The sequence below is a fragment of the Mycobacterium sp. NGS40 genome, assembly GCF_059812735.1.
The window spans coordinates 552,127-565,556 of the sequence record NZ_JCALDG010000001.1 but is presented as its reverse complement, the minus strand read 5'-3'; the positions used below and the strand labels follow the sequence as shown (position 1 = coordinate 565,556).

At 65.8% G+C, this 13,430-nt stretch carries 14 protein-coding genes and 1 pseudogene; 8 read left to right on the top strand and 7 right to left on the bottom strand.

All coding sequences use genetic code 11. The annotated features are described in order from the left end of the window. The 4 genes and pseudogenes from rfbC (at position 1) to AC5Y5O_RS02850 (ending at position 4,368) form a co-directional block, all read left to right on the top strand. Complete coding sequence (gene rfbC, locus AC5Y5O_RS02865) at positions 1 to 612, top strand: dTDP-4-dehydrorhamnose 3,5-epimerase (RefSeq protein ID WP_096284873.1); 612 nt, start codon at positions 1 to 3, stop codon at positions 610 to 612. A 186-nt stretch (positions 613 to 798) separates the two neighbouring features. Continuing rightward, positions 799 to 1,938 (top strand): acyltransferase family protein, encoded by a 1,140-nt coding sequence (locus tag AC5Y5O_RS02860; RefSeq protein ID WP_096290882.1) that lies wholly within the window; start codon positions 799 to 801, stop codon positions 1,936 to 1,938. 109 nt (positions 1,939 to 2,047) lie between these two features. Continuing rightward, positions 2,048 to 3,113, top strand: a pseudogene (locus tag AC5Y5O_RS02855) (acyltransferase family protein). 118 nt (positions 3,114 to 3,231) lie between these two features. Continuing rightward, positions 3,232 to 4,368, top strand: coding sequence for an acyltransferase family protein (locus AC5Y5O_RS02850; RefSeq protein WP_096284871.1), 1,137 nt, complete (start codon positions 3,232 to 3,234; stop codon positions 4,366 to 4,368). Here AC5Y5O_RS02850 and AC5Y5O_RS02845 read toward each other — a convergent pair. From AC5Y5O_RS02845 to AC5Y5O_RS02820, 6 genes are read right to left on the bottom strand one after another with little or no spacing between them, the layout of a single operon-like run. After that, a complete protein-coding gene (locus AC5Y5O_RS02845) occupies positions 4,256 to 4,663 on the bottom strand; it encodes a hypothetical protein (protein ID WP_096284869.1) in 408 nt (135 codons plus the stop codon). The genes AC5Y5O_RS02850 and AC5Y5O_RS02845 overlap by 113 nt on opposite strands. Beyond that, a complete protein-coding gene (locus tag AC5Y5O_RS02840; RefSeq protein WP_096290881.1) occupies positions 4,660 to 5,568 on the bottom strand; it encodes a metallophosphoesterase family protein in 909 nt (302 codons plus the stop codon). The genes AC5Y5O_RS02845 and AC5Y5O_RS02840 overlap by 4 nt, the downstream gene beginning before the upstream one ends. A 35-nt stretch (positions 5,569 to 5,603) precedes the next feature. Then, positions 5,604 to 6,020 (bottom strand): cupredoxin domain-containing protein, encoded by a 417-nt coding sequence (locus AC5Y5O_RS02835; RefSeq protein ID WP_165796370.1) that lies wholly within the window; start codon positions 6,018 to 6,020, stop codon positions 5,604 to 5,606. A 23-nt stretch (positions 6,021 to 6,043) separates the two neighbouring features. After that, positions 6,044 to 6,754: a Rieske (2Fe-2S) protein gene (locus AC5Y5O_RS02830; protein ID WP_096284865.1), complete on the bottom strand. Its 711-nt coding sequence runs from the start codon at positions 6,752 to 6,754 to the stop codon at positions 6,044 to 6,046. Then, positions 6,751 to 7,302, bottom strand: coding sequence for an RNA polymerase sigma factor (locus AC5Y5O_RS02825; protein ID WP_096284863.1), 552 nt, complete (start codon positions 7,300 to 7,302; stop codon positions 6,751 to 6,753). The genes AC5Y5O_RS02830 and AC5Y5O_RS02825 overlap by 4 nt, the downstream gene beginning before the upstream one ends. A gap of 43 nt (positions 7,303 to 7,345) precedes the next feature. Beyond that, complete coding sequence (locus AC5Y5O_RS02820) at positions 7,346 to 8,782, bottom strand: hypothetical protein (RefSeq protein WP_096284861.1); 1,437 nt, start codon at positions 8,780 to 8,782, stop codon at positions 7,346 to 7,348. A 119-nt stretch (positions 8,783 to 8,901) separates the two neighbouring features. Between AC5Y5O_RS02820 and AC5Y5O_RS02815 the strand changes: the two genes are divergently transcribed. Genes AC5Y5O_RS02815 through AC5Y5O_RS02800 form a run of 4 tightly spaced genes read left to right on the top strand, consistent with a single transcriptional unit; the run spans position 8,902 to position 12,921 of the window. Then, positions 8,902 to 10,422 carry a CoA-acylating methylmalonate-semialdehyde dehydrogenase gene (locus tag AC5Y5O_RS02815; RefSeq protein WP_500023619.1) on the top strand — a complete coding sequence of 507 codons (1,521 nt, stop codon included), beginning with the start codon at positions 8,902 to 8,904 and terminating at the stop codon, positions 10,420 to 10,422. Positions 10,423 to 10,426: 4 nt separating this feature from the next. Then, a complete protein-coding gene (locus AC5Y5O_RS02810; protein ID WP_096284857.1) occupies positions 10,427 to 11,596 on the top strand; it encodes an acyl-CoA dehydrogenase family protein in 1,170 nt (389 codons plus the stop codon). Between the two features lie 10 nt (positions 11,597 to 11,606). Beyond that, positions 11,607 to 12,494, top strand: a complete 888-nt coding sequence (gene mmsB, locus AC5Y5O_RS02805) for a 3-hydroxyisobutyrate dehydrogenase (protein WP_096284855.1) — start codon at positions 11,607 to 11,609, stop codon at positions 12,492 to 12,494. A gap of 58 nt (positions 12,495 to 12,552) precedes the next feature. Further along, entirely contained in the window at positions 12,553 to 12,921 is a 369-nt protein-coding gene (locus AC5Y5O_RS02800; RefSeq protein WP_342925819.1) for a SpoIIAA family protein, read from the top strand. Here AC5Y5O_RS02800 and AC5Y5O_RS02795 read toward each other — a convergent pair. After that, a complete protein-coding gene (locus tag AC5Y5O_RS02795; RefSeq protein ID WP_500023616.1) occupies positions 12,918 to 13,418 on the bottom strand; it encodes a MarR family transcriptional regulator in 501 nt (166 codons plus the stop codon). The genes AC5Y5O_RS02800 and AC5Y5O_RS02795 overlap by 4 nt on opposite strands. Between the last annotated feature and the right edge of the window lie 12 nt (positions 13,419 to 13,430).

Here is a 13,430-nt window from a genome sequence, read left to right as displayed (position 1 = left end):
ATGGAAGTTCGTGAACTCAAGGTGCCGGGCGCCTGGGAAATCACCCCGAGAATTCACGGGGATTCGCGCGGCATGTTCTTCGAATGGCTGAAAAACACCGATTTCGGTTCATTCGCCGGTCATGGGCTCAATGTGCAACAGGCCAATTGCTCGGTATCGGCCGCCGGGGTGCTGCGCGGGCTGCACTTCGCCCAGCTCCCGCCCAGCCAGGCCAAATACGTGACCTGCGTGCGCGGTGCGGTGTTCGACGTGGTGGTCGACATTCGGGTCGGCTCACCGACATTCGGCCAATGGGACTCGGTACTGCTCGACGACCAGGACCGGCGCACAATCTACATCTCCGAAGGCCTCGGGCACGGTTTCCTTGCGCTGCAGGATAATTCGACGGTGATGTACTTGTGCTCCGCGGAATACAGCCCACAGCGCGAGCACACCATCCGTGCTACCGACCCGGCCCTGGGCATCGACTGGCCGCTGGTCGATGGTGCCGCCCCGAGTTTGTCCGACCGCGATGCCGTCGCCCCCGGCTTCGACGAAGTGCGTGCCGCCGGGCTGCTGCCCACCTGGGACGAGGCGCAGCAGTTCGCCGCGCAGCTGCGCGGTAAATCCTGAAATACTGATTGCCGGACCGCAACTGCTAAAAGCCGGTGGGCGTCGGTGCCACCTGCGCGTAGCAAAGCGGCAACGTCGGGTTGGCATTAAACCGTCGTTTGTCGCGGGTTCATCGACTAACTTGGGCATTCCGTGCGGAAACTCTGGCCGGCCGCGCGGGTCGACGACAGATACGGATTTGCACGCATGAAGTTAGCGGAGGTGTTCGATCCCCGATGTAACGCCCTGAACCTGTTTCGGCTGGGGCTGGCCGCCGAGGTCATGCTGTTTCACTCCTGGCCGATCACGGGCCATATGCCGCCACACGCGGCGCTTCAGCTGATGTTCGCGGTGGGCGTCGACGGGTTCTTCGCGATCTCGGGATTTCTGATCTCCGCGAGTTGGCTCCGCGACCCGCACGTCCGTGACTATCTTGCCGCCCGAGCCCTGCGCATCTTGCCCGGGCTCTACGTCTGCCTGATCATCACCGCGTTCGTGTTTGCCCCGCTCAGCGTCGCGGTCCAGGGCGGCTCGGCGGCGAAACTACTGCTGTCCAGCGCACCGTTCGAATATGTCTTGAAAAACGCCACCCTGGTGGCGGTGCTTCAGTTCGATGTCGCCGGTACACCGCTGCAGGTCGCGTCCCCGGGAGTCTGGAACGCTTCGCTGTGGTCGCTTATCTGGGAAGTTCTGTGCTACATCAGCATTGCGCTCATCGGCATTGCCGGGCTTGCCAACCGCCGCTGGATTTCGCCCGCGATCCTGGTGCTCGCCGCGAGTGCCGCGACATTGTTACCGCCACTGACCTTCCCCGGGTCATGGACCATCCCTCAGCTCGCCGTGCGCTCGGCCATCATGTTTTCCGCTGGCGCCCTGATGTATCAGTGGCGTGACGTGATTCCCGCTCGGTGGTCGCTCGTCGCGGTGAGCGTGGTCATCGTCGTCGCAGCTGGCGTTCTGCTGCCGGATTACCGGGTGGTCGCGGCCCTTCCACTGGCATACGCCGTAATTGTTTCGGGCGCCCTCATCCGCAAGAAACGCCTGACGTTGCGGACGGACCTGTCTTACGGCTACTACATTTATGCATTTCCGACTCAGCAGTTGCTGGTGATTTTTGGGCTCGGATTCCTGCATCCGGCGGTGTTCTTTGTCGTTGCGGTCATCGCGACGCTGCCGCTGGCTGCGATGAGCTGGTTCTGCGTCGAGAAGCCCTCGATGGCGCTGAAGTCTCGTCTCAAACGGAAGTGGGGTGCGCCCGCCGGCCCCGGAGCCGACGGCCCACAAGGCAGCCCGGCGATCGATCCGACCGCCGGGCGGCCGGCTCCAGACGTTCACGGCACGGGGTAGACACTGGCTTTCGCCCTCGCTCGCCGGGGGCGTGAATCGACTACCTTGGGCATCCGGCGTCGTATTCGGGCGCCCGACAGGGGTTGTCGAGGGATGCAGGCGGGGGTCTATGAAGCTGGCTCAGGTTTTCGATCCCCGAAACAACGCGCTGAACCTGTTTCGACTCGGGCTGGCCGCCGAAGTCATGCTGTTCCACTCCTGGCCGGTCACCGGCCGCACCCCGCCACACGTGCTGCGCCAGCTTCTCTTCTCGGTGGGTGTTGACGGCTTCTTTGCGATTTCGGGATTCCTGATCACCGCGAGTTGGCTCACCGATCCGAAGCTGCGTGACTTTCTCGCGGCTCGGGCGCTGCGCATTCTGCCCGGGTTCTACGCCTGCCTGATCGTCACCGCGTTCGTGTTCGCGCCGCTCAATGCGGCGATCGCCGGTGGTTCGGCCGTACGGCTGCTGAAGTCCTTCGCGCCGTTCGAGTACGTCCTGAAAAACGGTGCGGTGGCCTACATCCAGCACTTCATCGGTGAAACCCCGCGCGGCCGCCGGCGGGTGGAACGCTTCGCTGTGGTCGCTGATCTGGGAACTGATGTGCTATCTCACCGTCGCCGGCATCGGGTTGGCCGGCCTGGGCGATCATCGCTGGATTTCACCAGTACTGCTGGGCATGGCCACAATTGGCGCGACGTTGGTGCCGCCGCTAGCCTTCCCGGGAGTATGGACCTTCTCACAGCTCGTGGTGCGTTCGGCGATCATGTTCGCCGCGGGCGCGCTGCTGTATCAGTGGCGCGACGTGATGCCCGCTCGATGGTCGCTCGTCGCGGTGAGCGTGGTCATTGTTGTGGTCGCCGCCGTCCTGCTGCCCGATTACCGGGTGGTCGCGGCCCTTCCACTGGCCTATGCCGTCATCGTTTCGGCGGCCAGGATTCACAACCGACGCTTGCGCCTGCGTACGGACCTTTCCTATGGCGTCTACATCTACGCGTTCCCGACGCAGCAGTTGCTGGCCAGCTGCGGTGTCGCGACGCTGAATCCGATAGCGTTTGCCGGTGTTTCGACGACAGTGGTGGTGCCGCTGGCCGCGCTGAGTTGGTTCGCGATCGAAAAGCCCGCGCAGTCTCTCAAGTTTCGGCTCAAGCGGAAGTGGTCCGGCTCGCAGCTCGCCGAAGCGAGCCAATCCTAACGCCGCCCGGGATGGCAAAGTGCGTTTTCGGGACCAAAGACCCGATGCGAAGACGGCACAATGCGCTTAAATGCAGGAACGTGGCGACGCCGCGAACGGGGACGGCTGGTGATAACGGATGAAACTCGGGCAAGTATTCGATCCGCGAAACAATGCACTGAATGCGTTGCGGCTGGCCATGGCCGCCGAAGTAATCCTTTGGCATTCGTTCGCCGTCACCGGTGGCGTGCTGCCGTCCGCCCACATACGGCAATTGCTGTTCGGGGTGGGTGTCGACGGGTTCTTCGCGATCTCGGGCTTCCTGATCACCGCGAGCTGGCTCAACAACCCGCAAATCCGTGACTATCTCGTCCACCGCGCTCTTCGCATTCTTCCCGGTCTCTATGTCTGCCTGGCGGTGACCGCGTTTGTCGTCGCGCCGATCGGTGTGGCGATTCAGGGTGGACCGGCACTCAAGCTGCTGCTGTCCAGCGCGCCATTCCAGTACGTCGTGGAAAACGCCGCCATCGCGGTGCTCAAGTTCGATGTCGGCGGCACTCCGACCGGAGTCCCGGTGGTCGGGATGTGGAATGGATCACTGTGGACCCTCATCTACGAGGTGCTGTGCTACGCCGGTGTGGCGATCCTCGGGTTGGTGGGACTGGCTACGCGTCGATGGACTTCTGCGGTGGTGTTGGCATTGGCGGTGCTTCTCGCTGCGTGCTTGCCGCCCATGACATTTCCAGGGATATGGAGCAACGAGCAGTGCATCGCGCGCTTCGCCATCGTGTTTGCCGCCGGCGCCCTGGTGTATCAGTGGAAACACGTGATTCCCGCTCGCTGGTCGCTGGTCGCATTGTGCGTGGGCATTGTGGCGCTGACCGGTTTACTCCCTGACTACCGACTGGTCGGCGCCGTTCCGTTGGCATACGCCGTCATCGTCTCCGGCGCGCTGGTGCACAACCGGTATCTGCGGTTGCCGACGGATCTGTCCTACGGCGTCTACATTTACGCTTTCCCGGTCCAGCAGTTGCTTGTTATCGGCGGGCTGGGCGGTACGAATCCCTTTGTGTTCGCTGCCATTGCGACGATCGCGACTCTGCCGCTGGCCGCTCTGAGCTGGTTCCTGATCGAAAAGCCGGCACTGGCCCTGAAATCTCGATTCAAGAAGAAGCCGGTTGACGCCGAGCTCTCCGAAGCCAGCCGAACCTCAGGCCACCGGGAAGATCGGCAAGCGTCCACAACAGCACGGTCAGCACTTCGGCCCCCACGCTGATCGCCGCGTACGGCGCGGGGTCCCAGCCCTGCTCGGAAAAGCCGAAAAGCCCCGCGGTGCGCGACAATGCGAAGGCTACCAGCGAACCGCCGGAGATCGCGGCTCCGGCCCAGCGCAGCCACCAGGGACCACCCACCAGGATCAGCACGGCCACCGCGAACGAGACGCTGGCCTGCACCAGGAAGCCGGTGGCGATCGTCGGAATGTGCTGGTAGCCATGGATATACAGGTAAGCATGGCTGACGGCGCTGGCGAGCAACGACGCGGCGAAGCCGATCCGGACCAAGATATTCATTGCAGCCTCTGCTCTTTCAACGCCAGGGCGGTCTCGCCCTTGGTGTAACTGACCTCGCGAATGCCGAGCGCGTCGTGCAGCTTGCCGGCCGGCAGCGTGATCGGCTTGGGTGCCGGCCCATCACCGGGGTGTGGCAGCGGGTAGGCGGTCGTGGTCCCGCTGTAGAACGACACATTGCCTTCGGTCTTCGAAAACAATTGGTGCACGTGGCCATTGATGCAAGTCACCGAGGCGAACCGGCGCAGGTAACTGAGGGCCTGGGTGGCGTCGTCGGTGCCCCAGCCCCAGTCCGGGTACATCGCGAACAGCGGGATGTGACTGAACACGATGATCGGTGTGTCGCTGGACAGGCTCGCGACGTCCTTCTCGACGAACTCCAGCTGGTCGACGCCGAGATGTCCGAGCTTGCGCAAGTTCAGCGTGTTGACCAGTGCGATCACGTGAACGCCGGCGGTGTCGAAGCTGTACCACCCGTCACCTACCGATCCCGCCCCGAATACCTTGCGGTACTTCTGACCCGCATCGTCGACCGAGTCGTGCTCCCCCGGCACGGTGAACACGTGCGGCGTCTGCAGCCCGCTCATCATCTGCTTCACCTGGTCGAACTGCTCGGGAGTGGACAGGTGCGTCAGGTCACCGGTGTGGACGACGAAATCCGGTGTGTAGCCCAGGTTGTTGACCTGATCGATTGCGTGGCCGAACGTGCCGGCCACGTCCGGGTTGGGCGCACCGGTGAAGCCGAGGTGACTGTCGCTGATCTGGGCGAAGCGCAGGGCGGGCCGAATCTTTGCGCGCTCGGCCGCGGCGGCACCGGCGACATGGGAGATCACCTCGCCGCCGGCGACGGCGAACCCGACCGCCGCACCGAACCATGCCCCGTGCCGGATCAGCTGGCGGCGACTCATCGTGTTGGGGTCGCGGTTCGCGTTCGTGTCCGTGTTCACTGTGTCACCACCACGGTGCCGTGCATCATCGGGTGAATCGAGCAGACGTAGTCGAAAGTCCCTGCGGTGGAAAAGGTATGGGTGAAGCTGGCTCCCGTCCCCATGCCGGGTGAATGAAACGAACCGTCGCTCGCGGCCACGGTGTGGGGTTCTTCGTCACGATTGATCCAGGTAACCGTGGTGCCCACGCTGACCTTCAGCGTCGCGGGAGCGAACGCGAAGCCGTCGATGGTGACTTGGTTACCGCTGACCGGCGCCGACGGCGCGGTCACCGACGGCGTCGCACCGGAATCCGGCTTCATGGTGACCGACGCGTGCGCATCGGGCCGCGATGCAGAGCACCCGGCCAGCAACAGCGCCCCCGCCGCCAGCAAGGCAAGGTGTTTTCGGAACGTGGCAATCGTCATGCCCAGTGATAGGGCCGGTGGTTACACCGTTAGGCCGGCCGCTCCGGGTACGGCGGCGGGGCGAGCACCTCGACGACCCCGTTGACCTCGCGAACCATCAATGTAGGCAACGGCTTTGGGGCGATCGGTAGCTGATGGGTGAGCACTTCTCCCGCGGGAGAGAACGACGTCGAGTGGCAGGGGCAGCGCAACCTGTCGTCTGGCGCGTCGAACCACAACTTGCACCCTTGATGCGTGCACACCCCGGATACCGCCTCGAGTTTGCCGTCGACGCGGCGAACGAATCCGCTGACCGAGCCCAGATCGAACGCATGCATGCGACCGTCCGGCACGTCCGAACTGGCCGCGATGCGCTGCCAGCTTCCGTCGTTCGGGGTGAGTTGTCCTGCGACCGCGGGACCTTCGGTGACGCCTCCGGTGACGGCTCGATCGATGGAGACCGCGGTGACCGCGGCGGCCGCCGCGGCCGACGTGCCGACGATCACCTGACGTCGCGTGGTGTTCTGCTTGGGCGTCGGTGGCGCGGGCGGTACGCCGGCCATCTGCTCGGCAAGCCGCCGGTGCAGGTCGGCGAGGAATTCCTGGCGCGGGGCGGCCCCCACCTCAGAGCCCTGTCCGGCAGCGTGCAGCTCGATCGCCATGCGGATCTGGGCAGCCTCGAAGTCGGTTGGCGCAAACGGTTTCGGCCGCCGGCCCCGCAGCATATCGTCGACGTAGCGACGCAATCCTCGCGCGTTCATGACTGGCCCCCATCGTTGACCTGTGCCGCCAGCCGCAGCGCGCGATGTTGAAGCACCTTGGCGTTGGCGACGCTGATTCCAAGTTCCGCGGCTGACTCCTTGATTGAATTGCCTTGCAGGAAACGTAGTTCCAAAATTTGTCGATAGCGGTCGGGCAGGCTCTCGAGAACGTGGGCGACACGCACCGGCGCGTTGCTGATCGCTTCCTCGCTATCGGGTGGTTGCTCGATGTCCTCCTCGATCGACGTTATCTCCCGTCCCAGGGTCTCGCGCCAGTGCGCGGCCAGTACCGTTCGCGCCGTGGCGCGCAGGTATGCGCGCACCTCACCGACGCTCGCGGACAGCCGCAGTGGCCGCAGTGCGGCCAGGAACACCTCGGCGGTGAGATCCTCGGCGTCCGCCCGGTTGCCGACCCGGGCGAACAGCGTGCGGTACACCCAGTCCGCGTTGTCCTGGTACACGGCTTGCCAGTCGGCGTAGCCCGCAGCGCCTGGGTCGGGCACCGCGCGCAGGGGCCGCGGGCCCGCGGGTTCGTTTTGTGACGTCACATGTCTCCCTCACCCGATCAATATCAGCGGGGGTTACACGCGGTCAGGGCGCGGCGAGCGAAGGTTCATCGACGACCAGCTCGTCGAGCTTCGCCGCGGTGGCGGACAGGACTGTTTTGGCCACGCCGAGGATTCGCTCGCGCACCCGGGGTTTGGCCGAGGCCGGCGGCAGCAACTGGCCCACCAGGTGACCGAAGAGGTCCAGGCGCGAGCCGGACAGCCAAGCGGTGAGGTCGGGGTCGTCGAACCAGCGCAGTTGACTGCTGTAGTCGGCCAGCGCGATGCGTAACCAGTCCAGGTCGGTATCGGGGTGCGGCAGCGGCACACCCAGCCGGTTGCGGGTCGCGTCATCGGGATAGGCCGCCTCCAGGTGGGCTATCAGCGAGGCGCTGAATATCTGCTGGCAACCGCGCACACTTTGCAGCGTGATGTGCCCGGAATCGAAAATTGGAGTGGCAGGGCGCTTTTCGGCTCCGTCGGCGGTGCAGTCGATATAGAGTGCGCCGCTGTCCATCGCCACGTCGCCGCCCTCGAGGACCATCCTGTCGTCCGCATTGTCCTTCTCAATGGCCAGCAGGTGGCCCTTGCGCACGATGTCGCCGATGCGGCGCAGCTGCTCTAGTTCGGCCTGGGTGACGGTCGCGCAGCGGTACATCGTGGGGCGCACCGCCGGGTCTATCCGCAGCAGGGTGCCGGCGTCCTCGAGCCGGGCGAACAGGTCGTCGGCTGAGGTGGCGTCCCTGATCGCGCGCAGCTGGGCGATGAATCCGGCTTTGATGCGGTCGGCGAACGCCGCCCCGGGCTGCATCGTGGCGCGATCCAGCAGCCACGAGTCGCGCGGCATGATCCAGGTCAGCCGCTGCGGTGCCACGCCATGGCCGAGCAGCCACAGGCAGGTGTCGATGCCCGTCTTGCCGGCCCCGACGATGACGTAGCGCTCGTGGGCGCCGCGACCGGGCAGGTCGTTGGGGGGGACGCAGACGGTGCCGGGCGCGACCGGATACGGCGGCGGGCGCATTGCGGGCACCATCACTCGCATGTAGGTGGCATCCACCACGCGGCGAGCCACGTCGACGGTGTACTCGTCGCCGGCCAGCGTGGCGAAGCGGCCCGCACCGAGGTACTGGCTCATCGGGAAATAGCGGACCCGCCCGGTCGGCATTAGCTGCTGGCGCATGACGTGGTCGTAATAAGCACAGACTTCTCCGGCCGTTGCCAGCTCGTAGAGCCCCTGGTTCCAGCCGGCCTGGTCGATGGTGTCGCGGCCCAGCCGCAGCGAGCCGACCCCGTAGAACACCGACGGCTGATGCAAGCGGACGAACGGGTAGGCGGTGGTCCAATGCCCACCCGGCGCGTCGTTGCGGTCCACCACCACGACGCTGGCCTCCGTCGCTGAAGTCTCTGTGACCAGCGTGTCGACGAACGCCATGCCCATGGCACCCGCGCCAATGACCAGGTAATCGGCCTCGATGGTCTGCATACGGCTCAACGCTAACCCGCGTTGTCAGCGCAGGTAACCCACCTTGCCAAGGTCAGAACGCGGTTACTAGGATATGCAAGTATCCGCTTACGCACTGGCACAAGACCCAAGGGCACCCCATGACCACACAGATCCCGCACTTCATCGACGGGAAGCGCGTCCCCGGCCAATCCACTCGCACGGCCGATGTCTTCAACCCCAGCACCGGCGAGGTCCAGGCGAAGGTCCCGATGGCGTCGGCGGCCGATGTCGACGCGGCGGTCGCCTCGGCCGTCGAGGCCCAAAAGGGTTGGGCCGCAACGAACCCGCAGCGCCGCGCGCGGGTGATGATGAAGTTCATCGAGCTGGTCAACAGCAACATGGACGAGCTGGCCGAGCTGCTTTCCCTCGAACACGGCAAGACGGTGCCCGACGCGCGCGGCGACATCCAGCGCGGCATCGAGGTGATCGAGTTCGCCATCGGAATCCCCCACCTGCTGAAGGGTGAGTACAGCGAGGGCGCCGGCCCGGGCATCGACGTCTACTCGCTGCGCCAGCCGCTGGGCGTGGTCGCGGGCATCACCCCGTTCAACTTCCCGGCGATGATCCCGCTGTGGAAGGCCGGGCCCGCGCTCGCCTGTGGCAACGCGTTCGTGCTCAAGCCGAGCGAGCGCGACCCGTCGGTGCCGGTGCGGCTGGCCGAGTTGTTTCTCGAGGCGGGTCTGCCGCCCGGCGTCTTCCAGGTCGTCCACGGCGACAAGGAGGCCGTCGACGCGATCCTGCACCACCCCGACATCAAGGCGGTCGGCTTCGTCGGCAGCTCCGACATCGCGCACTACATCTACTCGACGGCCGCGGCCAACGACAAGCGCTCGCAGTGCTTCGGCGGCGCCAAGAACCACATGATCGTGATGCCCGACGCCGACCTCGATCAGGCCGTCGACGCGCTGATCGGCGCTGGCTACGGCAGCGCCGGCGAGCGCTGCATGGCGATCAGCGTCGCGGTGCCCGTCGGCGAGCAGACCGCGGATCGGTTGCGCGCCAGGCTGATCGAGCGGATCAACAACCTGCGCGTCGGACACAGCCTGGACCCCAAGGCAGACTACGGCCCGCTGGTCACCGAGGCCGCCGTGGCCCGGGTGCGCGACTACATCGGCCAGGGCGTGGCCGCCGGTGCCGAATTGGTCATCGACGGCCGCGAGCGCACCAGCGACGACCTGGCCTTCGGTGATGCGAACCTGGAGGGCGGCTTCTTCATCGGGCCCACCCTGTTCGACCACGTCACCACCGACATGTCGATCTACACCGACGAGATCTTCGGCCCGGTGCTGTGCATCGTGCGCGCCCACGACTACGAGGAGGCGTTGCGCCTGCCGTCGGAGCACGAATACGGCAACGGTGTCGCCGTGTTCACCCGCGACGGGGACGCCGCGCGTGATTTTGTGGCACGCGTCGAGGTGGGCATGGTCGGTGTCAACGTGCCGATCCCGGTGCCGGTGGCCTATCACACCTTCGGCGGCTGGAAGCGCTCCGGCTTCGGCGACCTCAACCAGCACGGCCCGGCGTCCATCCAGTTCTACACCAAGGTGAAGACCGTGACGTCGCGGTGGCCATCCGGCATCAAGGATGGCGCCGAATTCGTCATCCCGACAATGGATTAAGGTCATGTTCGCCCTGAACGACGACGAACGAGTCATCACCGAGACAGCAGCGGCGTTCGCCGCCAAGCGGATTGCTCCGTACGCCCTGGAATGGGAAGCGGCGCAGCACTTCCCGACCGATGTCTTGCGGGAAGCCGCCGAGCTCGGCATGGCGGCGATCTACTGCCGCGATGACGTCGGTGGCAGCGGGCTGCGTCGCCTCGACGGGGTGCGGATCTTCGAGCAGCTGGCCATCGCCGATCCCACCACCGCCGCGTTCCTGTCCATCCACAACATGTGTGCCTGGATGATCGACAGCTTCGGCACCGACGAGCAACGCAAGGAATGGATTCCGCGGCTGGCGCCGATGGACGTCATCGCCAGCTACTGCCTGACCGAGCCCGGCGCCGGGTCCGATGCCAGCGCGTTGAGCACCCGCGCGGTCGCCCACGGTGGCGACTACGTGCTCGACGGCGTCAAGCAGTTCATCTCCGGCGCGGGCGCTTCGGATGTTTACCTGGTGATGGCCCGCACCGGCGGCCCAGAAAAGCCCGGACCGCGCGGCATTTCCGCCTTCATCATCGAAAAGGGCACGCCGGGAATGAGTTTCGGTGCTCTTGAGGAGAAGATGGGCTGGCACGCCCAGCCCACCGCACAGGTGATCCTGGAGGGCGTGCGGGTTCCCGCCGACGCAATGCTGGGCGGTGCCGAGGGCGAGGGCGCCGGTTTCGGCATCGCGATGAACGGCCTCAACGGCGGCCGGCTCAACATCGCGGCGTGCTCGCTCGGCGGTGCGCAGTCGGCCTTCGACAAGGCCGGGGCGTACGTGCGCGAGCGCCACGCGTTCGGCTCCGCACTGCTCGACGAGCCGACCATCCGCTTCACCCTGGCCGACATGGCCACCGGGCTCGAAACCTCACGACTGATGTTGTGGCGGGCAGCAAGCGCATTGGACGCCGGCGACCCCGACAAGGTCGAGCTGTGCGCGATGGCCAAACGCTACGTCACCGACACCTGCTTCGACGTCGCGGACAAGGCGCTGCAACTCCACGGCGGCTACGGCTACCTGCGCGAGTATGGTCTGGAAAAGATCGTCCGCGATCTTCGGGTTCACCGAATCCTCGAGGGGACCAACGAAATCATGCGGGTGGTCATCGGCCGCGCCGAGGCCGGCCGTTTCCGGGCCACCGCTTAGGAAGGCAGCAATGACGGAGCATCTGACGGTGGCGTTCCTGGGGCTGGGCAACATGGGCGCGCCGATGGCGACCAACCTTGTTGCCGCCAACCACGCGGTGCGCGGGTTCGACCCGGTGCCGGCGGCCCTGGCCGCGGCGACCGCGGCCGGCGTCACCGGTTTCGACAGCGCCGCCGAAGCGGTGGCCGGCGCGGACGTCGTCATCACGATGCTGCCCAACGGCGAGTTGGTCAAACGCTGTTACGCCGAGGTGCTGCCGGCCGCGCGAGCCGGCGCGCTGTTCATCGACAGCTCGACAATCTCGGTCAGCGACGCCCGCGAAGTGCATGCGCAGGCCAAGGAGCACGGTGTTGCGCAGCTGGACGCCCCGGTATCCGGCGGGGTGAAAGGCGCTGTCGCCGGAACGCTGGCATTCATGGTCGGCGGCGAGGAAGACGCGGTGCAGCGGGCCCGCCGGGTGCTGGAACCCATGGCGGGCAAGATCATTCACTGCGGTGCGGCCGGTGCCGGGCAGGCCGCCAAGGTGTGCAACAACATGGTGCTGGCCGTACAGCAGATCGCGATCGGCGAGGCCTTCGTGCTCGCCGAGAAGCTCGGGCTGTCGGCGCAATCGCTGTTCGACGTGATCACCGGCGCGACCGGCAACTGCTGGGCGGTGCACACCAATTGCCCGGTGCCGGGCCCGGTTCCGACGTCACCGGCCAACAACGACTTCAAGCCCGGATTCGCGACCGCGCTGATGAACAAGGACCTGGGGCTGGCGATGGACGCGGTGTCGTCGACGGGCTCGTCCGCGCCACTGGGCACGCACGCCGCCGAGATCTACGCTGCGTTTGTCGCGTCCGACGCCTCTCACGGCGCCCTGGACTTCAGCGCGGTGATCGAGGCATTGCGGTAATACTCGCCCGGCTGGACGCACGGTCTCGCGCAATACGGTTGTCAGAAAGGAGCATTCGATGATCGAAGTGCTGGACGACATGCCGGCGGGAGTCACCGGCATCCGCGTATCGGGCCGGTTGAACGGTGACGATCTGCGCGACTTCAAGCCCGCCATGGAAGAGCTCGTGAGCGGTGACGAGATCAGGATCGTGGAGGTCATCGCGCCCGATTACGAGGGCTTCGGGCCCGGTGGCCTGGTCGAGGACCTCAAGCTGGGCCTCGGCAGCGTTTTCAAGCATCATTCGGCGTTCAAGCGGATCGCGGTGGTGTCCGACAAAGAGTGGGTCGCCCACACTCTGCACGCGTTGGCCTGGATGGTGCCGGGTGAGATCGCCGTGTTCGGGCTCGACGACCTCGAGCGCGCCAAACAATGGGCCGCGGGCTAAAAGTCACCCGCGTTGCGGCGCAACGTTTCAATCGAGGACACCAGCGCCTGCGATTCCGCGGTTTCCATGCCGATGTCGGCGAACACCTGCTCGTTGAGCGTGACGGTGGCGTCCTCGACCGTGGACCGGCCCAGCTCGGTGAGCTGCACCAGCGTCGTGCGCCCGTCGGTGGGGTGCGGCACCCGCTGAACCAGCCCGTCGGCCTCCAGCCGGCGGATCGCGTGGCTGACGCTGGTGACGTGGACCTGCAGTCGGTCGGACGCCTTGGTGATGGGCAGCGCCCCGGTCCGGCTGAACGCGAGCAGCCGCAGCAACTCGTAACGCGAGAAACTCAGGTCATACGGCCGTAGCGCCGTCTCCACGCGCGCCAGCAGGATTTGATGCGCACGCATCACCGAGGTCACCGCGACCATGCCCTGCGACACATCCCCCCAGCCCGCACGTTCCCAGTTGGTGCGTGCGGCGGCGATCGGGTCGCGCTTCTTGTCGGGGGCCACCCCTTTTCTTAC